The 24,447-nt window shown below is 45.1% G+C and carries 26 protein-coding genes; 7 read left to right on the top strand and 19 right to left on the bottom strand.

Going from position 1 to position 24,447, the window contains the following annotated elements; all coding sequences use genetic code 11:
• Nucleotides 1-487: 487 nt before the first annotated feature.
• From NI461_RS08375 to rplM, 5 genes are all read right to left on the bottom strand, one after another.
• On the bottom strand, nt 488-1,141 hold the full coding sequence (locus tag NI461_RS08375; RefSeq protein ID WP_151205298.1) for a hypothetical protein: 654 nt from the start codon (nt 1,139-1,141) through the stop codon (nt 488-490).
• Nucleotides 1,142-1,160: 19 nt separating this feature from the next.
• Nucleotides 1,161-1,589 (bottom strand): ClpXP protease specificity-enhancing factor, encoded by a 429-nt coding sequence (locus NI461_RS08370; RefSeq protein ID WP_151205297.1) that lies wholly within the window; start codon nt 1,587-1,589, stop codon nt 1,161-1,163.
• 9 nt (nt 1,590-1,598) lie between these two features.
• A complete protein-coding gene (locus NI461_RS08365) occupies nt 1,599-2,252 on the bottom strand; it encodes a glutathione S-transferase N-terminal domain-containing protein (protein ID WP_151205296.1) in 654 nt (217 codons plus the stop codon).
• A gap of 354 nt (nt 2,253-2,606) precedes the next feature.
• Complete coding sequence (gene rpsI / locus NI461_RS08360; protein WP_151205295.1) at nt 2,607-2,993, bottom strand: 30S ribosomal protein S9; 387 nt, start codon at nt 2,991-2,993, stop codon at nt 2,607-2,609.
• Between the two features lie 12 nt (nt 2,994-3,005).
• Nucleotides 3,006-3,434, bottom strand: a complete 429-nt coding sequence (gene rplM, locus NI461_RS08355) for a 50S ribosomal protein L13 (RefSeq protein WP_151205294.1) — start codon at nt 3,432-3,434, stop codon at nt 3,006-3,008.
• A gap of 665 nt (nt 3,435-4,099) precedes the next feature.
• Between rplM and pdxA the strand changes: the two genes are divergently transcribed.
• From pdxA to NI461_RS08340, 3 genes are read left to right on the top strand one after another with little or no spacing between them, the layout of a single operon-like run.
• Complete coding sequence (gene pdxA / locus NI461_RS08350) at nt 4,100-5,068, top strand: 4-hydroxythreonine-4-phosphate dehydrogenase PdxA (RefSeq protein WP_253157011.1); 969 nt, start codon at nt 4,100-4,102, stop codon at nt 5,066-5,068.
• A gap of 30 nt (nt 5,069-5,098) precedes the next feature.
• A complete protein-coding gene (gene rsmA, locus NI461_RS08345; protein WP_151205292.1) occupies nt 5,099-5,911 on the top strand; it encodes a 16S rRNA (adenine(1518)-N(6)/adenine(1519)-N(6))-dimethyltransferase RsmA in 813 nt (270 codons plus the stop codon).
• A gap of 4 nt (nt 5,912-5,915) precedes the next feature.
• The gene (locus NI461_RS08340) at nt 5,916-6,761 is read left to right on the top strand and encodes a symmetrical bis(5'-nucleosyl)-tetraphosphatase (RefSeq protein WP_253157009.1); all 846 of its coding nucleotides are present in this window, start codon (nt 5,916-5,918) and stop codon (nt 6,759-6,761) included.
• A gap of 221 nt (nt 6,762-6,982) precedes the next feature.
• Here NI461_RS08340 and NI461_RS08335 read toward each other — a convergent pair whose 3' ends face one another.
• The 6 genes from NI461_RS08335 to NI461_RS14205 form a co-directional block, all read right to left on the bottom strand.
• Complete coding sequence (locus NI461_RS08335; protein ID WP_174660237.1) at nt 6,983-7,432, bottom strand: DUF2147 domain-containing protein; 450 nt, start codon at nt 7,430-7,432, stop codon at nt 6,983-6,985.
• 151 nt (nt 7,433-7,583) lie between these two features.
• Nucleotides 7,584-8,030 (bottom strand): DUF2147 domain-containing protein, encoded by a 447-nt coding sequence (locus tag NI461_RS08330; protein WP_151205289.1) that lies wholly within the window; start codon nt 8,028-8,030, stop codon nt 7,584-7,586.
• Nucleotides 8,031-8,118: 88 nt separating this feature from the next.
• Nucleotides 8,119-8,793 carry an LrgB family protein gene (locus tag NI461_RS08325; protein WP_151205288.1) on the bottom strand — a complete coding sequence of 225 codons (675 nt, stop codon included), beginning with the start codon at nt 8,791-8,793 and terminating at the stop codon, nt 8,119-8,121.
• A 9-nt stretch (nt 8,794-8,802) separates the two neighbouring features.
• The gene (locus NI461_RS08320; protein ID WP_151205287.1) at nt 8,803-9,174 is read right to left on the bottom strand and encodes a hypothetical protein; all 372 of its coding nucleotides are present in this window, start codon (nt 9,172-9,174) and stop codon (nt 8,803-8,805) included.
• A 39-nt stretch (nt 9,175-9,213) separates the two neighbouring features.
• On the bottom strand, nt 9,214-10,554 hold the full coding sequence (hflX, locus tag NI461_RS08315; RefSeq protein WP_253157008.1) for a ribosome rescue GTPase HflX: 1,341 nt from the start codon (nt 10,552-10,554) through the stop codon (nt 9,214-9,216).
• A 76-nt stretch (nt 10,555-10,630) separates the two neighbouring features.
• Nucleotides 10,631-10,762 carry a hypothetical protein gene (locus tag NI461_RS14205; RefSeq protein ID WP_262934080.1) on the bottom strand — a complete coding sequence of 44 codons (132 nt, stop codon included), beginning with the start codon at nt 10,760-10,762 and terminating at the stop codon, nt 10,631-10,633.
• Nucleotides 10,763-10,951: 189 nt separating this feature from the next.
• Between NI461_RS14205 and NI461_RS08310 the strand changes: the two genes are divergently transcribed.
• Nucleotides 10,952-11,761, top strand: a complete 810-nt coding sequence (locus tag NI461_RS08310; RefSeq protein ID WP_253157006.1) for a 1-acyl-sn-glycerol-3-phosphate acyltransferase — start codon at nt 10,952-10,954, stop codon at nt 11,759-11,761.
• An 84-nt stretch (nt 11,762-11,845) separates the two neighbouring features.
• Here NI461_RS08310 and NI461_RS08305 read toward each other — a convergent pair whose 3' ends face one another.
• Nucleotides 11,846-13,474, bottom strand: coding sequence for a phospholipase D family protein (locus NI461_RS08305; RefSeq protein WP_253157013.1), 1,629 nt, complete (start codon nt 13,472-13,474; stop codon nt 11,846-11,848).
• 101 nt (nt 13,475-13,575) lie between these two features.
• Between NI461_RS08305 and NI461_RS08300 the strand changes: the two genes are divergently transcribed.
• Complete coding sequence (locus NI461_RS08300; RefSeq protein WP_253157004.1) at nt 13,576-14,586, top strand: metallophosphoesterase; 1,011 nt, start codon at nt 13,576-13,578, stop codon at nt 14,584-14,586.
• A 32-nt stretch (nt 14,587-14,618) separates the two neighbouring features.
• On the opposite strand, the gene NI461_RS08295 is transcribed toward NI461_RS08300, so the two are convergent.
• From NI461_RS08295 to NI461_RS08285, 3 genes are all read right to left on the bottom strand, one after another.
• Complete coding sequence (locus NI461_RS08295; RefSeq protein WP_253157003.1) at nt 14,619-15,026, bottom strand: hypothetical protein; 408 nt, start codon at nt 15,024-15,026, stop codon at nt 14,619-14,621.
• A gap of 141 nt (nt 15,027-15,167) precedes the next feature.
• Nucleotides 15,168-16,484 (bottom strand): MFS transporter, encoded by a 1,317-nt coding sequence (locus tag NI461_RS08290; RefSeq protein WP_174660233.1) that lies wholly within the window; start codon nt 16,482-16,484, stop codon nt 15,168-15,170.
• Nucleotides 16,485-16,625: 141 nt separating this feature from the next.
• A complete protein-coding gene (locus NI461_RS08285; RefSeq protein ID WP_253157002.1) occupies nt 16,626-17,273 on the bottom strand; it encodes a hemolysin III family protein in 648 nt (215 codons plus the stop codon).
• Between the two features lie 102 nt (nt 17,274-17,375).
• On the opposite strand from NI461_RS08285, the gene NI461_RS08280 reads away from it, so the two are divergent.
• Together NI461_RS08280 and NI461_RS08275 are read left to right on the top strand one after the other, a co-directional pair.
• On the top strand, nt 17,376-18,596 hold the full coding sequence (locus NI461_RS08280; RefSeq protein ID WP_174660232.1) for an SAM-dependent methyltransferase: 1,221 nt from the start codon (nt 17,376-17,378) through the stop codon (nt 18,594-18,596).
• Nucleotides 18,590-19,027, top strand: a complete 438-nt coding sequence (locus NI461_RS08275; RefSeq protein ID WP_151205553.1) for a GNAT family N-acetyltransferase — start codon at nt 18,590-18,592, stop codon at nt 19,025-19,027. The genes NI461_RS08280 and NI461_RS08275 overlap by 7 nt, the downstream gene beginning before the upstream one ends.
• A 53-nt stretch (nt 19,028-19,080) precedes the next feature.
• On the opposite strand, the gene NI461_RS08270 is transcribed toward NI461_RS08275, so the two are convergent.
• The 4 genes from NI461_RS08270 to NI461_RS08255 form a co-directional block, all read right to left on the bottom strand.
• Nucleotides 19,081-19,395 carry a hypothetical protein gene (locus NI461_RS08270; RefSeq protein WP_227548036.1) on the bottom strand — a complete coding sequence of 105 codons (315 nt, stop codon included), beginning with the start codon at nt 19,393-19,395 and terminating at the stop codon, nt 19,081-19,083.
• Between the two features lie 159 nt (nt 19,396-19,554).
• A complete protein-coding gene (locus NI461_RS08265; protein WP_253157001.1) occupies nt 19,555-21,690 on the bottom strand; it encodes a 3-hydroxyacyl-CoA dehydrogenase NAD-binding domain-containing protein in 2,136 nt (711 codons plus the stop codon).
• A 298-nt stretch (nt 21,691-21,988) separates the two neighbouring features.
• Nucleotides 21,989-23,194, bottom strand: coding sequence for an acetyl-CoA C-acetyltransferase (locus tag NI461_RS08260; RefSeq protein WP_253156998.1), 1,206 nt, complete (start codon nt 23,192-23,194; stop codon nt 21,989-21,991).
• Between the two features lie 225 nt (nt 23,195-23,419).
• A complete protein-coding gene (locus NI461_RS08255; protein ID WP_151207976.1) occupies nt 23,420-24,430 on the bottom strand; it encodes an AraC family transcriptional regulator in 1,011 nt (336 codons plus the stop codon).
• Nucleotides 24,431-24,447: the final 17 nt, after the last annotated feature.

The raw sequence follows: 24,447 nt of genomic DNA, 5'->3' as shown, positions 1-24,447 counted from the left end.
GGTTACCCATGTGAGAGTAAGTCATCGCCAGCTCATTATTCAAAATCCCCCTGCTAATCAGCAGGGGGATTTCTTTTTTATAAAAAGAAAAGAAATAGATGGTTATCTATTTCTATGAATCATCCGCAGCATTCACCTCCAAATATTTAGGTTCATAGTTTTTAGGAGCGATGTTATAAAAACATCAATTATGATGCAGGATGGCGCACAAACAGAAGCCTAGGTTCAAATCATCGCTTGTCTACAGTATTTCATCTATTAGGGTGCTGATTTACAGCTATTTATCTGAATGACATTTAAATAATGGCTATTGGCACTTGAGCTAGAGAAGATGATTTTAGTTAGGGAAGTATTTTGGAGGTCGACGGTTAGCTGTATTAGCCTATTTATGTTTAATTCGGACGTGGTATAGCACTCTAAATATAAAACCCCTAATACTCTAAAGTATTAGAGGTTTAGCCGGGTATTACAAAAGTTGAGGAGCTGCTTATGCAAATAATTGCATTAAAGCACTTGCTAAGATCCATAAAATCACAATTGCAACAACAGGCTCTAAAACTTTTGCCCAGCCAGGCACATTGATGAGGACAACTTCTTCTGCTTCAACTGCAACATGCTGAGTATTTTGGTTAACCATGTGATTAAACTCCTTCATTGATATCTCTAATGATAGCTCTTCTTGAGGAATGGGTTTAGAGCCTTTAAGCTCCGTTAGATTATTTGTTGCCCAAACCCAATCATCTGCCTGACCTGACAAATGCTCAATCTGACCCAGCAGCAATTCCTGAATGCTATTCAGGTTATGATTGGCGGTGTCATGCAATTGTTTTAATTCAGACAATTGCAAATGAAAAATTTCAGCGCTGAGATGCTCAAGCTCGCTGCGTGGCAGATCTGATTTATTTTCCGGACGTGTGGTGAGATGACGGGAAATCTCCAGAATATAAAGTTCATCAGGATGCGTGATTTCGTTATAAATTTTCTGTGGATTATCGCGCCACTGTGTAATTAATTTACCTAAAGTCAGCGCATTAATTTCAGAAATATATTCTCGTCTTTGTTCTTTTGTATGGTTTTGTAGAAGCTCAGGCTTTTGAGTTTCTATCTGTTCAACAAAATATTGTACCAAATCAAAAGCCATGCACTTGCTCCATTTTTATTTAATCTAATAACCTTAACGTTGGTTTTTTCTTGGTTGGTTCAGGTTGCTTTTCAGTGCTTGATTTTAAAGCATCTTCTTCATTTTGGATATGCTCATATTCACTTGGGTCGAAGAACAGGCCTTGACCGTTTTCTTGGGCATAAATCCCTACTACTGCTGCCATTGGTACGTAAATATCACGCGAGACACCGCCAAAACGTGCAGAAAAGCTGATGTTGTCATTGCTGATGTTTAGGGCATGAACCGCATGAGGCACAATATTCAGAACAATCTGCCCATCTTTAACAAACTGCTCTGGTACCATGGTATGAGGCTGGGTTGCATCGACAAGTAGATAAGGTGTCATATTGTTATCACAAATCCACTCATAGATTGCACGCGCCATATAAGGACGGGTAGGACTTAAGTTGAATTCTGGTTCAGACATGGGAGTTCTCTATAGGTTCGACAATTGCTTTTGATAACGGTTTTTTTCCTGCAAGGTCATGGATTTGACAAATGCAGGGCGACTAAAAATACGTTGACAATATAAGTAAAATGGTCGGCATTGCTGTTTGGGTAATTCTACCCCCATACTTGGCAAACGCACAAAAACGGGTGACAGCATGCAGTCCAGGATACTAAAGTGCTCTGACATAAAATAAGGAAAATGTTGGAACAGCGGTGTCAGGGAAATCAGGATATCGCGTAGCTGGTGCTGTGCCTGCTGGCGTGCTTGCAGGTCCAACGTATCAGGATGACACAACATAATATCTGCCAGTTTTAGCCAGTCATGCTCAAAACGCCACAGATACTGTCTCTGTTCTGCACGCGGCATGGGTGCATCGGCATAGAGCTTGTTCTGGCGATAACGGTCATCCAGATATTCAGAAATAATATTGCTATTAAACAGCTTGAGCTCATTTTCAATCAGCATGGGAAGCTGGTTATACGGATTTAGGCTGGCCAGATCTGCATCGTCATGATCGACTAAAATCAGGTTGTATTTTATTTGTTTTTCGGCAAGTACGTAGCGGATCCAATGGGAGCGAAAGTCATCGGCATGACTATATAAGGTAATTCCTTGAAGAGGCGCACTTTCGACTGTCATAAATCCTGAGCAAATTCTAATGGATGGACTAGGATACTAAAATTCGCCCCAAAAAGCACCAAGCATCAAAGATGAATTGATATTTGTCTCTTTAAATTATAAGAAAATAATTAAAGGAAAATATGCTAAAAAATGCTCAATCAGCTTCTTTAAATTAAAGGGGGGTAGTATCGCTGTTTGTTTTGCTTGGTGTAGCGCATTATTATTTCAGTAAATCTTTTTGGTGTCATGAAGGGATTTGGGGAGGGGATATACATGAGCAATAAGCACTAAGAAATCAAACTGGATGAAAATAAATAAGCCATAAAAAAACCCTGGATAATCCAGGGCTTTTTGTCCAATCCGGTAAACGAATTAACGTTTAGAGAATTGAGGACGTTTACGTGCTTTACGTAAACCAAGTTTCTTACGTTCAACTTCACGAGCATCACGAGTAACGAAACCAGCTTGACGAAGAGCAGACTTCAGTGTGTCGTCAGAAGCGATCAGGGCACGAGTAATACCGTGACGGATAGCGCCTGCTTGACCACCAATACCGCCACCAGCAACAGTGATGTAAAGGTCGTATTTCTCAGTTGCTTCAAGAAGCTCTAGAGGTTGACGAACGATCATACGAGCTGTTTCACGGCCGAAGTATTGTTCAAGTGAACGGTTGTTGATTACGAGTTTACCAGTACCAGCAGATAAGAAAACACGTGCAGTTGCGGTCTTACGGCGACCTGTACCATAATTAGTAGCCATGTGCTGTATCCCTTAGATGTCCAAAACTTGTGGCTGTTGAGCTGTGTGAGGATGCTCAGCACCAGCGTACACTTTCATTTTCTTGATCATTGCATAACCAAGAGGACCTTTTGGCAACATGCCTTTTACAGCGCGTTGGAAGATTTCTTCTGGTTTGTGAGCAACTAGTTTTTCAAAATTAGTTTCACGGATACCACCAGGGAAACCAGTGTGGCGATAGTATTTCTTATCAAGTGCCTTGTTACCAGTCACTTGAACTTGCTCAGCATTGATAATAACGATGTAGTCGCCAGTGTCAACGTGAGGAGTATAACAAGTCTTGTGCTTACCGCGTAAACGACGAGCGATTTCCGTCGCAAGGCGACCTAGAGTTTTGCCAGAAGCATCAACAACGTACCAGTCGTGTTGAACTTCAGCTGGCTTAGCGCTGAGAGTTTTCATTAAACCACTACCTATTATAGTTGGTTTGGACTACGGAAGCTGTCCAAACAAAAAGGAGACGAGATTCTAAACGAATACGTGAAGAATCACAAATGAAAATTAAGAATTCCAAGCGCTGCATTATATAGTAGAGCATAAAGAAAAGGAAGTAATGAAACTTCCGCTTTTCTAAGCCTTCAACCACGATCAAAATAACAATCAGGATAAAAAGAATGGACCTTTCCCTCGAAAATAAGGCTGAGAAGGTGGCTAAAATAGATTAGCCAGCCGACTTTACGATTTCTAAATTTGCAAAATTCAGCTTTGGCGGCGTATTCCGTTTTTTATCTCTGCAGGCACTGGAATTGATTATGGCATTGCTTCTGGAATGGATGCATTTACCAAGATTGTGGATATATCTTAATTCATATTTACCACTGCTACCGGTGCTAATGTAGAGTGCAGTCAGTATCAGTATGCTGTTGCTGAATGCTCAGGGTTATGTTGCTATCTGCTTAGTCATGATTCATTTATCTGATTCTTTTTGTCTTACAACTTTGTGTCAGCATTGTGTCTGAATTGGGACATATTCCAGCTCTTATTGATATCAGATAGCTTTTTAATAGGCATGAATATGGAATCTGCAGGCGGTATACTTGAGGCATATGCTTTAATTTGAGTCAATCATGCTGCCTTTATATGTGACAAGTGGTGAACCTGCGGGTATAGGTCCGGATATCTGTTTAAGCCTTGCAGAACGTGTGGATGAACGGCCGGTGGTGGTGCTGGCAGATATGAACCTGTTAGAAGCCCGGGCACACTGTTTGAACCAGCAGGTGAAGCTGGTTGAATATACAGGACAAAGCTGTTCGTCAGAAAAAGGCCAGCTTTATGTGGAGCATGTAGCTTTAGAACAGGAGGTTATTTTAGGAGAGCTGAATCCGTATAACTCCGCCTATGTGCTGGAGCAATTACGTCGCTCGGCTGATTATGCCATGACGGGCAAAAGTGTGGGCGTGGCAACGGCTCCCGTACAGAAGTCCGTGATGAATGAAGCCGGGATTCATTTTAGTGGACATACCGAATATTACCAGGAATTTGCGGGCGTGCCGCGCGTGGTAATGATGCTGGCCACCAAAACCTTGCGTGTTGCTTTAGCCACCACACATTTACCTTTACGTGCAGTGGCAGAGGCTATTACACCTGAGCGCTTGCATCAGGTAATTGATATTCTGATTCATGACTTGAAATCCAAATTTAAAATCCAGCATCCGCATATTTTAGTGTGTGGCCTGAATCCGCATGCAGGTGAGGGTGGTTATTTGGGTATGGAAGAAATCGAAGTGATTAATCCGGTGCTGGAAAGTTATCGTGCTCAGGGTATTAACCTCAGTCTGAGCCTGCCTGCCGATACTTTATTTACGCCGGAAAATTTAAAAGATGCCCATGCAGTTCTGGCGATGTATCACGATCAGGGCTTACCTGTGTTAAAATCTCAGGGCTTTGGTGAAGCCATCAATATTACTTTGGGCTTACCGTTCATCCGTACTTCGGTCGATCATGGCACAGCTCTCTCCCTCGCAGGTAGTGGTCTTGCAAAAAGCTCAAGCTTGCATGTAGCTGTGGATTTAGCGCTGGATCTGGCGCGTCAGTGATCTTGTCTTTTTTACACGTTGGAAATGTCTATGTATCAAATTAATGCCTTAAACCCGAAAGATGAAGGGCATCATACGCGCAAGCGTTTTGGTCAAAACTTCTTACATGACCAACGTGTCATTGCTAAAATTGTCCGTTCTGTGAACCCGCGTCCTGGTGACAATATTGTGGAAATTGGACCAGGTCTGGCTGCTTTAACCTCTCCGTTAATTGGTGAATGTGATGCCTTGACGGTGGTGGAACTGGATCGTGACCTGGCAGCAGGCTTACCGGGTCGTGTGCCTTATCCTGAACGCTTAACCATTGTAGAAACCGATGCGTTGAAATATGACTTTACTGAACTTTTTCAGGAAGGTCGCCCGTTACGTGTCGTGGGTAATTTACCTTATAATATTTCAACACCTCTACTGTTTCATCTCTTGGAATTTGGTGAAAAAGTCAAAGACATGCATTTTATGCTGCAAAAGGAAGTGGTAGATCGTATTACGGCCGTGCCGAATAGCAAAGAATATGGCCGTTTGTCGGTGATGATTCAATATTACTGCAAGCCGACTTTCCTGTTTGAAGTCCCACCAGGCTCCTTCAATCCCCCGCCAAAAGTCACTTCTGCAGTATTCCGTTTAGAACCTTATGTAACTAAACCGATTGTGGCGAAAAATGAAAAAGCCTTGGCACGTCTGGTCGCGCATGTATTTACCCAGCGTCGTAAAACCTTACGTAACAGCTTGAAAGGAATGCTGGCAGAAGAAGGCTTTGAAAAGGCGGGGGTCGATCCGATGGCGCGGCCAGAAACCCTGACACTGGCTCAATTTGTTGCATTATCAGATCAAATGGTAAATTAATCTTATGGCACGCATGGTTCGATACAATTACGTGATTGGTGATGTGCAGGGCTGTTTTGCAGCCTTGAAAGCCTTACTGAAAGAAATTCGGTTTGATCCTGATCAGGACTTTATCTGGTTTGCTGGCGACTTGGTGGCGCGCGGAGAAGATTCGCTGGGAACACTGCGTTTTGTTAAAAAGCTGGCTGATTATGAGGCTGCTGCAACGGTGTTGGGCAATCATGATCTGACCTTACTGGCTTATGCACGTGGGATTAAACCGATTAAAGATCAGGACAATGTCCGTGATGTGATTGATGCCATCGACAGTGATGATCTGATTGACTGGTTGCGCAAACAGCCACTCTGCCTGTTTCCAAATCCACAGACCATTCTGACTCATGCCGGTATTCCAAAACTATGGGATGCGGCTAAAACGGCTGAGCTGGCCCAGGAAGTCGGAACAGTCATTGCTGATGATGACTTTGAAATTGTGGATGCTTTCCTGAATGAGATGTTTGGTAAAGAGCCATCTTTATGGTCGGATCAGCTTGAAGGGCATGAACGGATCCGCTGTATCGTTAACTATTTGACCCGTATGCGTTTAACCGATGCAGCAGGACGTCTGGATTATAGTTTTAAAGACGCGTTGGATGATCCGATGCCGGAAGGCTTTAAACCCTGGTTCGAGTTTGAGTCGCCTGCGGCACAGACCCATCAGATTCTTTTTGGTCATTGGGCTGCCCTGCAAGGCCAAACAATTACTGAAAAAATTCAAAACGTAGATGGTGGTTGTGTCTGGGGCCATCAGTTAATGGCTTTTCGTCTTGAAGATCAGCAGATGTTTGCCATTGATAATCCGGTCGCATGACGCCCCACATAAAAAAGCCACTTAAACGTGGCTTTTTTATCATTTATAGCTTGAGTGGGTAACGAAGTCAGATCTGGTCAAGGTGGATTGCCCAGCCGCTGTTATATCCTATACCCCTATAAAAGCTCTGCATACAATACGAGCTCTCCCCCGATTTTAAGTTTTAGTTCATTAACATCTTTAAATGAATTGCGCTAAACGCATGTATTGATATAGGTGTTTTATTCCAGACGTATCCAGGTTTGTGTACGACCAATCGCTGAGATGCCGATATATCCTCGTAAAAGCAGACGTTTGCCATTGGCAGACTGCTTCACTTTCAGGTTATAGACTTTGCCTGAAAGCGGATCAAGGATTTTACCTGAGGAGTACATGTTTTGACCATCAGCTTTTAAGTTCTGAAAGATATCTAAACCGAGAATAGGCTGATTGGTATAAGGCGCAGGGCAGTCTACGCATTTTTCCCGGGGTGTATAGCCTGGACGCGGGGTAATTTTTGTGATTTTCCCCGTATATGTGCCGTTGTGTTCCTGGCGAATTTCAATCAGTGCTTTAGGTGATCCCGTTTTATCGTCAATTTGCTGCCAAATACCGCTCAGACCTTGAGCAAAAAGTGCTGAGCTGAATGAAAGTAAACCTGCGAGTGATGCCCATATTATACTTTTCTGCATCTTTATTTCCCCCTTGACCACTTGTCATTCAAGTGCCGAATCTAATTTTTTATATGCGATATTGGCCTAGATTCTGCAGTTGAATACTGGTTATTTTTTTGGATTTGAAACGTTTTTTATTCAGTTTTATGCTTCTGGCGCAGGCCTTAAACTAGTCGTGGCGAATCCATGTTTGACTGCGGCCGAGTGCAGAGACACCCACATAGCCGCGTAAAGTAATACGCTTGCCATTCGGGCTCAGTCTGGCTTTGGTGCTGTAGATTTTTCCTGAAAGCGGATCCAGGATTTTACCTCCCACGTAGTTGTTCTCGCCGTCTGCTTTAAGACCGGTCAGTACGTCTAGGCCCAAGATTGGTTTATTGGTATAAGGGGCAGGGCAGGAAACACAGGTTTCTTTCGGGGTATAACCTGGACGCGGGGTAACTTTTATAATTTTAGCAGTATAGCTGCCATTTGATTCTTGGCGGATTTCTAAAACAGCTTTTGAAGAGCCTGTTTTGTCATCGATGTTTTTCCACAGCCCTGTAATATCATTGGCCCAAATCATGCCTGAAAAGCTGCTCAAGAGAAGGGCGGAAACCAATTTAATCTTTTTCATTAAAATCATCCTTTACTTTATGACAAAATACAAATTGATAATAAGCTTAATTAATAGACTAAACAATCATTTAAAAATGATTGTTTAGTCACATTTTTTGCAGAAAAAAGATAAATGATGGTAGCCATATTGCAGTGAAAACCGCATTGACCGCCATACCGAATGCAGCATAGCGTCCTGCAACACTGCCGCGCTGCCATGCCTGTGCCGTGCCAATCGCATGTGCTGCCAGTCCCAATGCCAGGCCGGAGGCGCGTTCATCATTGATATGCCTTAAAATAAACGGTGAAAAAGCAGCACCGATCACACCAGACAGGATCACAATTAAAATAGTCAGGCTGATAGGGGCTTCAAGTAAGGTGGCAATATTGATGGCAATCGGTGTGGTGACTGCACGAGTGGCAAAAGCCATAATATCGGTAGAAGACATGTGCAGCAGATAAGCCAGTCCCATCGGTAAAGCCACGGCACTGATACTGGCAAAGATCAAAATCCCGATAATGGCTTTTAAAGGCAGGTCATCATAGCGCATGGCAGCAAGTGGAATCGCCAGGGCAACTGTTACGTAACCGAGTAGATGGTTAAAGATCGGATTGACCTCATCCATATAATGCTCATAAGGAACACCGAATCCGAACAGGATGAGCAGTACCAGAAACATGGCAAAAACAATGACTGGAATTTGTGGAATGAAACGGTTAAGCGGCTTGGCCAGCAGATAAGCGATCAGGGTAATCAAAAAACTATACAGAATAGAGAGCATGGGGGATTCCTATAACCAGCGTTTTGCCATTTTGGCGTAGATCCAAAGAGGAAGAAGCGTGCTCAGGCACAGCACCAGCATAAAGGCTGGAATCTTTTGTCCCAATTGGATCAGCATGATCAAAGAACCGGCACTAATCGGCAAAAAGGCAAAGGCACTTTCTTTCATCAGTTTGTTATTGGTATCAATCAGACGTGGAGGCAGTTTGGAAAAATAACGCCATGCAAACAGTACAATCAGCAGACTGATCAGCCCGACCAGATTTCCCAGTTCAGGATGATTGAGCTGAGTCATGATCCATACTGAGCCTTCACGAAAAACCACAATCAGCAGTAGAGTGGCGATCCATGCTGGCCAGTCGATATTTTTTATCCAGTTCATCAATTGTAGTCATTTAATAAAAAGTTTAATAATCAAGTTTTACTCGATCTTGGTGTTGATTTCAAATTCTTCCAGTGGGCGCTTGAATTGTTGCGCCTGTTTGCCAAGAATGTCTTCGAGGGGTAAATGCGCCTGTTTAATCAGTTGTTCCAGTTTCTGTGGCGCAATCCGGATATTGAGATGCAGGTGGCCTTCCTCATCATAATGTTCAGACTGAATGACGTTCAGGCTATATAACTGATTACGCAACTTGCCATGTGCATGCTGCAGAACCAGCTCAAACGACTGAAGTTGCCCCATCAGAGCTTCATGTACAGCCTTACGCAATAAATCAATACCCGCGCCACTATGGGCTGAAATATACACCCGCTCAGGTAGACCCGGTTGTCGGTAAATGATTTTTGGCTCTTCACCACTACAATCAATCTTGTTGTAGACACGCAGCATCGGTACATCTGCCCCGATTTCTTGCAGGACTTTTTCGACCGCTTCAATCTGTTCCAGCATATCTGGACTGCTGGAATCGATCACATGTAACAGCAGCGTAGCTTCCAGGGTTTCTTCGAGCGTTGCTTTAAAAGACTCCACCAGCGAGTGGGAAAGATTGCGGACAAAACCTACAGTATCGGCCAGAACCAGATTGCCAATGCCGTCCCATTCCAGACGGCGCAGGGTTGGATCGAGGGTGGCAAAGAGCTGGTCGGCGGCATAGACATCGCTGCCGGCTAGAATATTAAACAGGGTGGATTTGCCGGCATTGGTATAACCCACCAGAGAAACTGTCGGCACAGCCGCTTTCTGGCGGGCAACACGTCCTTGGGTGCGGGTTTGACGGACTTTATCCAGTTTGGCTTTAAGCTGACCCATACGAATCCGCAGCAGGCGGCGGTCAGTTTCAAGGAGGGTTTCCCCGGGGCCACGTAAGCCAATCCCACCTTTTTGACTGTCAAGATTGCCACGGCTGCGAATCAGACGTGAAGATAAATGCTGTAACTGCGCCAGTTCAACTTGTAATTTCCCTTCATACGTCCGAGCGCGTTGGGCAAAGATATCCAGAATCAGCTCAGTCCGGTCCACAACCCTGCATTTCAACATGTATTCAAGGTTACGGGCCTGAGCCGGAGAAAGTGCATGATCAAAAATGACCAGATTGGCATCCAGCAGTTTGACCTGTTCGGCAATTTCTTCGACCTTACCTGAACCGATAAACAGCTTCGGGTCCGGACGGAGGCGCTGTGTATGAATATGTTGCAGAATTTCAGCATCAGCAGATTGTGCCAGCAAGTGAAACTCATCAGCATCCAGGTCTTCCAGTATTTGTACGCTCACACTGACCAGTATGACCTGTTCTTTTCCCCGATGTTGCTCTACATATTCCACTCAGCACATGCTCCATTGTAAAATTTCATTTTAGTGGAAAATGAACAGAACAGATACGGGCATATAAGGCTTTCTTTTAAAGCACCGTGACAAACAGTTGTACAAGTGTTACCAGAGCACAGGTATAGAACAGAGTTATGCCGAGGATAAATTTAAGTGCTTGTGCCGGTGGAATCATTTCATGGCAGGACTGCTGGGTTTTTTGCATAGTTTCATCCTTTTTTGCTCTGATATTTCGATGACTTTTTTTTATTTGATTTAAAAATCATATTTAAATTAATGCGAGAAATGGCATGAGAGGCTTTTTATTATCAATGCAAGTTAAGATTGAAAAGTATAGAATAAGTTTAATTCGTGGATATTCCCTGTATCTTGTTTAGGATTTAGTGATCTTTTTATGCACCCTACTGTACACAATCAAACAGCTGAGATAAGCGGCTTTGCAAAATTCTTTCTCTATTCCAGAAAAATCTTTGCATCCGTCACCACAATCAGTGAAGGGTTTTATCTGGTATACCGGTATAGCCTGCATAAACATCCGAATAATCCAAACAATACACGTTATGTGCAGTATTTTTGCCGTCAGTTGTGCAAGGTCTTTAATATTGAAGTCAAAGTGCATGGCACCATTCCACGTGAGCCTGCCCTGTGGGTAAGCAACCATATTTCCTGGCTGGATGTGGCGGTTTTAGGCTCGGCTGCCCGGGTGTTTTTTCTGGCCAAAGCCGAGATTGAAAACTGGCCGGTATTGGGGAAGTTGGCCAAAAGTGGCGGAACCTTATTTATTAAACGAGGTTCGGGAGATTCGGTAAGAATCCGTGAGCAGATTAGCGAGTTTTTAAAGCAGGATATTCCGGTCTTGTTTTTCCCGGAAGCCACAACTTCGGATGGCCGTTCAATCAAGAAGGTGCATGGCCGTATTCTAGGAGCTGCAATTGAAGCGCAGCGTCCGGTTCAAATCTGCCTGCTGTGTTATGTCAATCAGCAAGGTCAACTGGATATGGTAGCGCCATTTATTGATAACATCAGCTTTGCGGCCCATGTGCAAAATGTACTGGAAATGCCGAAAGTGACTGCGCATCTGATGGCTTTGCCAGCTATTCCGACAGCAGGACTGACCGTTGATACTTTGACCCCGATAGTGCAAGACCAGATGTTGCAGGGCTTAAAAGAATTACACTCCAGAGTGCTGAAAGAATCGCATTAAGGTCATGGTGCTGAATTAAAAAAGCCAGTCAGCCGGGGTAGCGACTTGCCATATTGATTCAGCAGTTTTTGAGTTCCATATCGTTTACATAAAGCCTTCAATCGGTAGCCAGGACAGGAATTTTAAGGACGCCCGCTGATACCATTTCATCCCAGGTTCTTTGGTAAAAGTTTTGGTCTCTCCATTTGCCTTGCTGATTTTCCAGTTAATCTTCTGATTGGCATCCATTACCAGCTTATACGCATATTTACTTAAATTCTGATCCATGGTGCTATGTACCGCACGGGCCAGAGCAGGGCTGTTTAACACAACCCCGATTTCAGTATTTAAATAGGCAGAACGCGGGTCAAAATTAAAGGAACCAATAAAGACCTGTTTCTGGTCCAGGGCCATCATTTTGGCATGCAGACTGGAACGGCTTAGGCCCTTGAGACTGACTTTGGCTTTCTTGGCGAGTTCTTCAGTATTGGCATTCAGGTGATCTGCATCGGGTGCAGCCAGAAATTCATATAGCTGTACATCATTTTCCAGCAGGTCCTGACGGTATTTGGCATAGAAGGCATGCACAATCGAGACGTCATTGGCTTTATAAGAGTTGGTTAAAACACGGACTTTAATATCATTGGCCGCCAGTTTTTTTAATCGTTCTGCCCCCAGTTTTTCAGGCACAAAATAAGCGGAGACAATATCCACACTGTGTTCAGGTTTTTCCAGACGTTGTAATAACTGAAAATTCAGATGATCCTCAGTCTCTGCTTCTGCTTTAATTTTGGCTGGAGAATCTTTGACTACTTCTGCTTCTACCCAGTCCAGCTGGATGTTATGTTCCAGCCATTTATCAAAGGCCTGGGAACGATTGGCTAGATTCAGGTAGTTTTGGGTATAGATATCCTGACCATGGGCTTCCAGCTGCTGTTTCAGGCTGGGAAAACGCAAGGTGTGATGTCCGGGCTTAACGATTTGACGAACCGGATAAGCATATTCATCATTCCAGTATTCATCAAAGGAATGAATGATTTCATCTGAAGCTGCCCCGACCAGCATCACGTCTACATCAGAAAATTGATAGCTGTCACTTACATTATAATATTGGTTGCTCATGTTGCGACCGCCAATCAGCGCAATCTGGTTGTCGGCAATAAAGCTTTTATTGTGCATGCGGCGGTTGATGCGTTTTAAGTCCAGCACCATATCCATGGCTCGGTATTTACGGAAGCGGTAAGGGTTATACAACTTCACATCAATATTCTGGTGCTGGTCCAGTGCCAGGTAAATACCTTCCATTTTCTTGGCATTATTGTCATCAATCAGCAGACGCACCTGAACGCCGCGATCTGCGGCCTGAATCAGGCCATGCAAGGCCAGGGCACCAATCCGGTCGTTATCCCAGATATAATATTGCAAATCCAGGCTACGCTCTGCTTTGTGAATCAGCTGCATCCGTGCAGCCAAGGCTTCCAGGGGGTCATACAGTAGGTGGTAACCGGTCAGGCCCAGGTTCTTGTCGCGTAGGGGGGTAATGATCTGTGCCAGACTGGTTTGGCTGGTATCTGTCTCAAAGGCCATCTGACTTGGCTGCTCAGCCTGTTTAGGCAAAGTGCTGCATGCGGGCAAGCCGAGCACCAGTGTTGCACTGAGCAACATTCCGGTACTCAAGCGGCGACGGGCAGTAAAAGCAGTAGATGTGGCTTGAGTGCGGAAAGCAGAGGTCATAGACATTAAAGTTTGAAAAATTTGAATTGAGTATAATGGCCAGCTATGAAAAGATAAATATAAAGCCAGTCATATACTGGTGAACTTGATAAGGCGATTGTATGTGGGATAGCAGTTCCGTATTTTTTTATTTTTATATAGGGATGGCGCTTCTCGCCTTCTGGGCAGTGTATCAGGCATGGTCCAGCCAGTCGCGTACGGAAACTATACATCCTTTTAAAGCATTTGCCCATCTGCTGGCTTTTTATCTGGCCTATCTGCTGATTCCTCTGGTGTTCTTTAGTATCTATGCTGGCTGGACGGGCTATTACTCGCCACATGAAGCGATTTTTATTTTCCTGATTACTAGTGTGCTGAGTTATGCGCGTTTTATCGAGCCGCATATCATTCGCGTGAAAACCATGCGCTATCAGATTAATCCAGACAAGCCGCTGAAACAGCCTGTGCGAATTGCCCTGATTGCCGATTTGCATATCGGTCTATTTTCAGGCCATGAGCGTCAGTTAAGACAGATTGTACACAAGCTGAATCACCTACAGCCAGATTTGGTGGTGGTAGCGGGAGACTGGACCTACGAACCTGAAAATAAGCTGGCGGAAGAACTGGCAATTTTAAAGGAAATTCATGCGCCGGTCTATTCGGTGAATGGCAATCATGATGAGCAGTATCCAGGTCCTCCGATTCAGGCGTTGTTGCGCTATGCACTGGAAGTCAATCAGGTCATGGATATTGAAGGAAAGATGGTTGAATTTGACGAGTTTCGTCTGATTGGAGTGGGTGATCTGTGGGCGGGCAAAACCGATATGCGTTCAATGCCAGACTTACCCCAAGACAAGCCATGGGTGATCCTGTCGCATAATCCGGATACGGTGGACATGATTCCGAAATTGCCCATCCGGCCCTTGATGTTGTCTGGACACACACATGGCGGGCAGGTGGAACTGCCCTGGCTGACCGATTATGTGATGAAGAAAGTCTCCATTCTGGGACATAAAAAAGGTCTGTACCATCATGAACATGCCGATGTATTTGTGACGGTGGGAACAGGTATGGTCGGGGTGCCGTTTCGTTTCCGAGTGCCCCCAACGATTGATATTATTGAATTGATCTAGCTTGTTTAAATAGAGCTGGATTGGCGTGGTTTTTAAAGGATAATCCAGACCAGAATAATTAGCAGTACGATGGCTGCCGCCGTCATCCAGATTTTCTTTTTAATCTGCTGGGTAGGAGTCGTCTCCGGGACACGCTGTGCGGCCACTTCCTGCTCTTTGGAAATACTCAGCTGAGGATGCTTCGGTAATTCTAGTGGCGGAGTCAGCAGCTGCATATCTTCATCTTCAGTAAAGCGTGGGCCAATTGTGTCATTCGGATCACGTTGCAGGGCCAGATCATGCTCACGTACAATCTCATCAATCAGCTGTCGAGCCTGTATTTCATCTAAAGGGGTGTGGGACCGAATATAATGAATCGCTTCCAGCTTTTTATCATCTTCCAGCAGAATAATAATTTCGACCAGCTGCTGCTGAGAAATTTGTTCAATAAGCTCCTGCATCTGTCTGCCTCATATTGAGATTCTAGTCATTTGATTGTTCCTGAAGTAGGCCGAGAGAAACAGCCGTTTTTTGTTGTGAAATCATAAAAAAAGCCAGCATCTTTATGCTGGCTTTGATCAGGATTTAAGCTTGAGCAGCCATTAAATCTGATTGTTGACATCGTCGTTTTTGGTTTCACGAATCAGCAGGAAGGCCACCAAAGACAGGAGGGAGGCTGCAGTCAGGTAATAGCCTACTGCGGACAGACCATATTCAGTCGCCAGTTTGGTCGCAATGAGGGGAGCAAAAGAGGCACCGAAAATCCCGGCTAGGTTAAAGGTGAGCGCAGAACCGGTATAACGTACCGAGGTCGGGAAAATTTCTGACAGTACCGTACCAATTGGCCCATAGGTCAGCCCCATAATCGCCAGACCAATACACAGGAACAGGAAAACAATCAGCGTATTACCAGATTCCAACATATCGGCAAAGAAAATCCCGAAAATAGCAGAAGTTACACATACCCCAATTGAGGTGGTTTTACGGCCAAATTTCTCTGCCAATACTGCAGATAAAGGAATAAAAGCTGCAAAACACAGCGTCGCCACCAGCTGTAATTTTAGGAATTCTTCACGCGAATAACCCAATTGTTTGGTGCCCCATTGCAGTGCAAATACTGTGGTCAAATAGAACACCACAAAGGTACAGATCGCGGCAATTGTGCCGAGCACCAGCATTTTCGAATGATTCTTAAATACCTGAAAGAAAGGAATGTTGACTTCTTTTTGTTTATCCAGCACTTTCTGGAAGGCCGGAGTTTCATGCAGTTTTAAACGAATCCATAAACCGATAATGACCAGCAGGGCGCTAGAAATAAAGGGAATACGCCAGCCCCAGGTCATAAAGGCCTGTTCGCTCATAAATGCGCCCAGCGTCAGGAATGAGCCGGTTGCCAGAATGAAGCCAATCGGTGCGCCAAGCTGCGGGAACATGCCATACCAGGCACGTTTGCCTTCGGGTGCGTTTTCGGTCGCAAGAAGAACCGCCCCAGACCATTCACCCCCCAGACCTAAGCCTTGTCCCAAACGGCAGAGTGCCAGAAGCAGAGGCGCGGCAATTCCGATTTGGGCATAGGTCGGGAGTAAACCGATGGCAACGGTAGAGATCCCCATGGTCAGCAGTGCTGCAACCAGGGTAGCCTTACGTCCAATCCGGTCGCCCAGATGGCCAAAAAGTGCTGCCCCAATCGGGCGGGCAATAAAGGCAATTGCAAAAGTCGCCAGCGATTGAATCGTGGCAGTCATTGGATCTGTACTTGCCGGGAAAAACAGATAGGGGAAAATAATAACAGCAGCTGTGGCATAAATATAAAAATCGAAGAACTCGATTGTGGTGCCCACCAAGCTTGCCGTTAAAACACGAAATTTTGAATTGGTCGCTGTCGTTTCTATGGCAGCGATAGTTTCTGGAGACGCCATGAATAACCTTACACTTACTAAAAATAAAAAATTAGTTTTAAAAGCGTAATCTTTTTAAAAAAGGCGTAATTTTTTAAAAAAACAACTGCAATCTTCTCGTTTCTGCTCGCTCAGGGTCACTGAAATGGAGAAAGAAGAAGATTAAATCACGTACAGATAGATAGACAGAAAGTGTGATCCTGCCCCTATCAATACAAAAATATGCCAGATAGCGTGAGCATATCTTACCCTTTTTAGAGCATAAAACAATGCACCTACGGTATAAGCCAATCCCCCAATGATCAGGAGGGTTAAAGATTGAGCACTCAGATACTGCTGCATATCATCAATAACCAGAATGGCCAGCCAGCCCATGAGCAAGTAGGCGATCAGAGAAAGCTTCTGGAAACGATGAATAAAAATAAACTTGAACAGTGTACCGAGTGCAGCAATGATCCATAAGGCAATCAATAAATATTGGGCTTTGGCCGTGGGAATGGCAATCGACAGAAAAGGGGTGTAGGTACCGGCTATCAGATAGTAAATTGCTGTATGGTCGACTTTTTTATAAAAATAACGACGGTCTGCCGAGGTCGACATATGGTAGAGCATGGAAGCGGAAAATAATAACACCATACTGAGTGCATAGACCCATAGTCCGATCCAGGGGCCTGTACTTAAATAAGACCCTTTAACAATCAAAAGAATACCAGCAATAATAGCCAGCAGTGCACCCAGGCCGTGACTGATATAATTAATCCTTTCTTCAGCCTGATCATAGTCTTCTGAAATGAGGGGCGCTTTTTGCATGGTCATCATTCTAATTTAAATATACATTTGTATAGTAATTCAATTTTGCTTTTAGGTTAAGAAGAATTAAACTTGAACAGTAATTTATATCAGGTTTTTCTTATGTCGACATCGACTTCTCTTTCGGTTCAGGAACAGCAATTTCTGGAGGCTTTCCAGCAAGCTGTTGAAACTGATCATTTTGATCGTCTGATTTTGAGCCAGTATAAAGGTGAGCTGGAACAGTTAGAGAAAATGATGTTCAGGGTGATTGCACTGAATGAGCAGAAGGTGTTGAGCTGTCTGTATCGCTATCAAACTCAGGATATCACCAAAAACTATCCTTTGACTGATGCCTTGGCTCAGGTAACAGATGCACTGGCCAGTTGCAAGCAGGCGAATTTATTAACCGATCAGGAAGAGTTACAGCTGAAAAAAAACAAGAAAAAAGCCATGCTGACCCGCAGCAAAACCCAGTCAGGCCCTGCAAAAGTCAACCACGGGCAAGGCCATGACCGGATTAAGCAGCGCTATGTTGATCAGGACAGTCCATTTTTGCAGTATTTGGGGATTACTGATCAGAATGAACAGATCATTCCAAGTATGGCGCGCAAATGGAAACAGATTAATAAATTTGTCGAAATTTTTTCCGGTGCATTGGCGCAAATCAAGGTGTCCGAGCATGGCTTGAGGGTGGTGGACTTTGGTTCTGGCAAAGGCTATTTAACCTGTGCGTTATATGCCTATATGCAAAAATATGGCCAGACCCCGTACGTGACTGGAGTAGAACTTAATCCGAAAATGGTCGAGTTCTGCCAAAGTGTTGCGCAGCAGTCTGGTTTTAATCAGCTGGATTTCTTTCAGGGCGATGTGAGAACGTATGCACCAGAACATCTGGATGTCATGATTGCCCTGCATGCTTGTGATGTGGCGACGGATTTTGCTATTCATAGTGGCATTCGCCTGAATGCCCAGATCATTATGTGTGCACCTTGCTGTCATAAAGAATTAAGGCCCCAGCTGCAGGCGCCGCAGGTCTTGAGCCCAATGCTGCAATTCGGGATTCATGCCGGACAGCAGGCGGAAATGTTGACGGATACCATTCGTGCGCTTTTGCTAAAAGCCTATGGTTATGAGACCAAAGTCTTTGAATTTGTGGCGCTGGAACATACCAGTAAAAATAAAATGATTCTGGCTACCAAACGCAAAGATTATACGCAACCGGATCAGGCTGTGCTGGCTCAAATACAGGCCTTAAAAGAGATGTACGGTATTCAGAAACATTCACTGGAATTGTTGTTAAATAATCAGTGGGATCAGCAAGGGATTGGCTCGAAATGCTAGACAATCATAAGCTTCGTATTGCCTCTGGTATCTGGGACGATTTAGCCCCCGATGCCAAGGCAATTCGTGAAGCTGTGTTTATTCAGGAGCAGCACATTGCCCCGGAAGATGAATGGGATGCAGAAGATCCACTAGCGGTGCATTTTATTGCTTATTTACAGGAACAGCCCGTTGCAACGGCACGTTTACTGGCAAATCATAGTATTGGTCGGGTGGCCGTCATGCAGTCCGCACGTGGATTAGGCATCGGGCAACAGATCATGCAAGCCATAATTGCTCAGGCCAAAGCTGAACAGCGTGAATATGTCAAGCTTTCTTCCCAAGTACATGCGCTGGGATTTTATCAAGGCTTAGGTTTTGTCGTACAAGGGGAAGAATATCTGGATTGTGGAATTCCGCATATCGATATGTATTTAAAACTAAGTGATTAAAACTCAAATAAAAAAGCAAGGAAGAACCTTGCTTTTTTTTGAATATCTTGATTTTACTGCCCATGCCCTGCGTCATGTTCCTGCTGAACATTTTCTTGCACTGATGGGTCCTGTAGGACGTTGGCTCCAGCTGCCTGGCGCGCTTCACGGTCTGCCTGAGCTTTGGCCAGAGCTTCTTGCGACATCACCGGTGCATTCTTAAAAGCATGTTGCTGAGTATTCTGCTTGTTTTGCTGGCTTGGCATGTAATCTGGTTCATTACTGACTGCAAGCCAGAAAAAGAGCATGAAGAATCCACTCAAGATGCAGAAAATAATTAATGCTTTCCAGCCCCAAGGTGATTTTTCAGGTGAACTGTGATCAGTCATGTGCAAGTCCCTGTAGTGGATGTTTAACTTGTGTAACTTTATAACATAAATTGAATAAAAACGAATCAAAATCTCTGTGAAAGAGATGATTTCAGCTGACTTGTATGATTTTAACCTGTCAAAAAAAGAGAAGTTCAAAACTTCCCTTTTACTGGCTGCCTATGCAAATGCTTTTGCCTGACTGGCATGTTGCTTTAATAACTGTGGCACTTTAAAGCGTTCACCATATTGCTGCTCCAGCACTTCAGCACGAGCAATGGCCTTATCTAGTCCATATTGGTTCAGGAACTGTACAGCGCCTCCTGTCCAGGCTGCAAAGCCAATACCAAAGATCGAACCGATATTGGCATCCACCACCGATTCAAGCACACCTTCTTCCAGACAGCGCACGGTATCCAGCGCTTGTACAAACAGAAAACGGTCAATCATTTCCTGTTCGGTGATCTGAGTATCTTTTTGCCAGTGACTGAGGCCCGACCAAAGCTGCTTTTTACCGCCTTCAGGATAGTCATAGAAACCGGCACCGGCTGCTTTACCTTTACGGTTAAATTCATGAATCATCCGATGAATCACTTCATCCGCTGCCGAGCTTGGTCGCTCCTTACCTTGAGCCGCCATTGCCTTATAGGTTTCTGTGGCTACATGCTCTGAAAGCGTCAGAGAAACTTCATCCTGAATTGCTAGCGGTCCGACAGGCATACCAGCTTTAAGTGCCGCCATTTCAATACGCGCGGGATGAACCCCTTCTGCCAGCAGACGTAAACCTTCCTGAACGAAGGTGCCAAAGACACGGCTGGTAAAGAAGCCACGGCTATCATTCACCACAATCGGTAATTTACCAATCTGCTGCACAAAGTCAAAAGCTTTGGCCAAAGTTTCAGGCGAGGTGTTGTGTCCTTTAATAATTTCTACTAGCTGCATTTTATCCACCGGACTAAAAAAATGCAGACCGATAAAATTCGCCTGATTTTGCGATGCCTGAGCCAGGTCACTAATTGGCAAGGTCGAGGTATTAGATGCCATCACGCCATTTTCAGCTAAAAAGGCTTCAGCTTCCTGAATCACACGAGTTTTGAGTTCCTGATTTTCAAAAACAGCTTCAATGATGAGATCACAACCCGCCAAATCTTCAGAACTTGCCGTGGCCTGAATCAAAGCTAAAATCTGCTCACGTTTGTCCGCAGTTAATCGGCCTTGGGATACTTTTTTATCTAGTAGTTTCTGACTGTAGGCTTTGCCTTGTTCAGCGGCTTCAAGCGATACATCTTTGAGTACCACTTGAATACCTTTGCTGGCGGTGGCATAGCTAATTCCGGCGCCCATCATGCCTGCCCCCAGAATACCCACCTTGTTTGCCTGCCAGGGTGCCCAGCCTTTTGGACGACTGGCACCAGACTTGATGGCATTCATGCCATGCCAGAAAGTGCCAATCATATTCTTGGCCACCTGACCGGTGGCAAGAAAGGTAAAATAACGTGACTCAATTCTAAGCGCCGTATCGACATCGACCTGTGCACCTTCAACAGCAGCAGAGAGAATGGCCTCAGGTGCCGGATAACAGCCCTTGGTTTTGTCGCGTAGCATGGCTGGTGCAATAGCCAGCATTTGTGCCACAGCCGGAGAGGTCGGCGTGCCACCCGGAATCCTGTATCCTTTTACATCAAAGGGTTGTTGAGATTGCGGGTGAGCCTTAATCCAGGCCACAGATTTTTCCAGCAATTCCTCTGCCGAGTCCGCCGTCTCATGGATCAGGCCCAAAGTTTTTGCCTTCTCGACACTCAACTGTTTACCTTCCATTAGCAAGGGAAGTGCACTTTGCAGACCCAGCAGACGAACCATGCGTACAATCCCGCCGCCACCCGGCAGTAATCCCAGTGTCACCTCAGGCAAGCCAAACTTGCTCTTGGGATCATTGAGTGCAATCCGTCGATGGCAGCACAGCGCCAGCTCCCAGCCCCCACCTAAGGCCGTGCCATTCAAGGCAGCGACCACAGGAATGCCGCGCGTTTCGATATAACGCAGTTTGGCTTTCATTCCTTCAATCATATGGAAAAAATCAGTGGCCTGTTCAGGAGTGGCCTGAATGAGTTCATCCAGGTCACCGCCAGCAAAAAAAGTTTTTTTGGCGGATCGAAAAATAATCCCGCTAATATGCTCATCTGTCTGGAGCTGGGCAACGGTTTCATCTAGGGCCTGACGAAAGTCGGCATTCATGGTATTGGCAGACTGATTCGGAGAATCAAGGGTTAAAATGACAATATTATCTGCAGTTTTTTGATATTGAATTGCGCTCATACATTTTTATCCAAATAATAATTGATGAATTTAGAATTATTGTCCTTACTCAAGTTTAGAAACTTCCATGATTGTGGAGGCGATCCAAATTCATCTGAATTCTGGGTCTAACCCTAAAGTTCAGGCTACTAATACAAAATGCACTTCTCATTTGGCAAAAGTAGGTGAAGCCCTGGTCATACACACCACCTGTTTAATTGTGTCATTTAGCTGACTAGCCCGCAGACACAGGACTCATATGATGATCGGTAGCGTGCCTATGACGTTAACGGGCCTTAAATGCCTTCGGGTATTTAAATTAAACCAGTTCAATAATGGTGGCGATGCCCATGCCGCCTCCAACACATAAGGTGGCCAGACCATGTTTTTTGCCCTGACGTTCCAGTTCATCCAACAAGGTGCCCAAAATCATTGCACCAGTCGCCCCTAGGGGATGTCCCATAGCAATCGCACCACCATTCACATTGACTTTGGCAGGATCAACCTTCATTTCATGGATAAAACGCAGCACAACGGCAGCAAAAGCTTCATTGACTTCAAACAGATCAATGTCATCCACTGTCAGTCTGGCTTTGGCCAAGGCTTTGCGCGCAGCCGGAGCAGGGCCAGTTAGCATAATGGTCGGATCAGCCCCCACCAGTGCAGTTGCCAGTACTTTGGCACGGGGTTTGAGATTGTGCTGTTGAACGGCCTGTTCAGAAGCCACTAGCACCACAGCGGCACCATCTACAATTCCGGAAGAGTTGCCGGCATGATGCACATGCTGGATACTGCCTACTTCCGGATATTTTTGTAGGGCGATGGCATCAAAGCCCATCTGTCCCATCATGGCAAAACTAGGGTTGAGTTTGCTCAACGCCTCTGCTGTGGTATTGGGTTTAATAAACTCGTCTTGCTCCAGAATCACGACACCGGCTTTATCTTTGACAGGAATAATAGATTTATTGAAATAACCCTGCGCCTGTGCAGCTGCTGCCTTTTTCTGGGATTGCTCAGCAAACTGATCCACATCCGCACGGCTATAGCCATCCATACTGGCAATCAGATCAGCGCCGATCCCCTGCGGAATAAAATCACAGGCTATATTGGTTTCCGGGTCCAAGGCCCAAGGCCCACCATCTGAACCCATCGCTACACGAGACATAGACTCAACGCCACCTGCAACGACCAGATCTTCCCAGCCAGAACGGACTTTCTGTGCGGCCAGATTAACAGCCTCCAGCCCCGAGGCACAAAAACGGTTGATCTGTACACCGGCCACGTCATTGTCCCAGCCCGCCGCAATCGCAGCAGTTTTGGCAATATCCGCACCCTGATCCCCAACCGGTGTCACGCAGCCCAAAACAATATCATCGACCTGCGCAGTATCCAGATGATGACGTTGCTGGAGTTCATTTAACAATGTGGTTAATAGGCTAATCGGTTTGACTTCATGCAATGCGCCGTCTTTTTTTCCCTTTCCGCGTGGCGTGCGAATGGCATCAATAATATAGGCCTCGCTCATACAATATCCTTTTTGCTTTACTAAAATTATTCTAATATTTCGAGTGTAATGATTAAATTTTGAAGTGCAATGACGAGAACGAACCAGATCATTTGAGCAGTTTGGTCAATAGGGATGGACAGAAAAAATAGATCTAAAAAAAAGCCCAAGTCTGGAGCTTGGGCTTGGCTAGCTAATCACCCAGCAGGTGATTAGCTTTTACAATAAAGGTTTATTAAACCGATGTTAATGGTAACCATGTAACTGGCGATACAGACCTGGCGTAACACCCGTCCATTTCTTGAAAGCACGGTGGAAGGTGCTGGTTTCACTAAAGCCGACCTGCTGCGCGACATCTTCAAGAGTCAGATCCGGGTTGAGTAAGAGATGAATTGCAGCATCACGACGCAGCGCATCTTTTACCCCCTGATAACTCTTGCCTTCAGCTGCCAGACGACGGCGCAAGGTCTGCGGAGACAGATATAGCATGGAGGCTACATCGTTCAGGGTGGGCATTTCTTCGCCAATCTGGCTCTTCAATACATCACGGATACGTGAAGTCAGTGAATTGGTGTTTTTGAACTTCACCAGCAGTTGTGCTGGAGCGGCTTTCAGGAATTCTTCCAGCGTTTCTTCATTCTGGCGAATTGGCAAATCCAGATAGTCGGCTGCAAAAGTAATTTCAGTACGCGGCATATCGAACTGCATCACTGGGGCAAAAAACAGGGCGTCATACTCATCGGCGTGGGCCGGACGTGGATAGCTGAAGTGGACGCGCTCCAGTGGCAGACGACGCTCAATTAACCAGGAAGCCAAGCCATGCCAGATCATCAGCATACTTTCGGTAATGAAGTGATCCGGATCCATCGAATTGGGAATTAAAGGAACCAGACGGGCTTCGTGTTTGTCACGTTCCAGCGTCACGGACCAGTCATCACCGAAGAGCTTATAGAACTGAGAAGAAAGCTCCAGTGCATCACCCAGCGTTTTGGCATGGATAATCAGCTGGCACATGATCGCAAAAGTACCCAAACGACGTGGCTGTTTGTCAAAGCCGACGTGTTCATCTTGAGTCACCATCCAGAGCATTTTAATAAAACGGGTATATTGTTCAGGCGAAATACGGGCCTTGGGCTGATGCAGCAATTCTGCTTCAATCCCAACGTGAGACAATAAAGTATCGACATCCATGCCGAGGCGTTTAACACCAGATAAAGCTGCATTGACGAAATGGATGCTGATCGTATCACGACTCATGTTTAATCCTTCAGTCT

Origin of the sequence: Acinetobacter sp. S4400-12, from assembly GCF_024129495.1 — a bacterium.
In the GTDB taxonomy this organism is placed as follows: Bacteria; Pseudomonadota; Gammaproteobacteria; order Pseudomonadales; family Moraxellaceae; genus Acinetobacter; species Acinetobacter lwoffii_C.
This window is presented reverse-complemented; position numbering and strand designations above follow the sequence as displayed.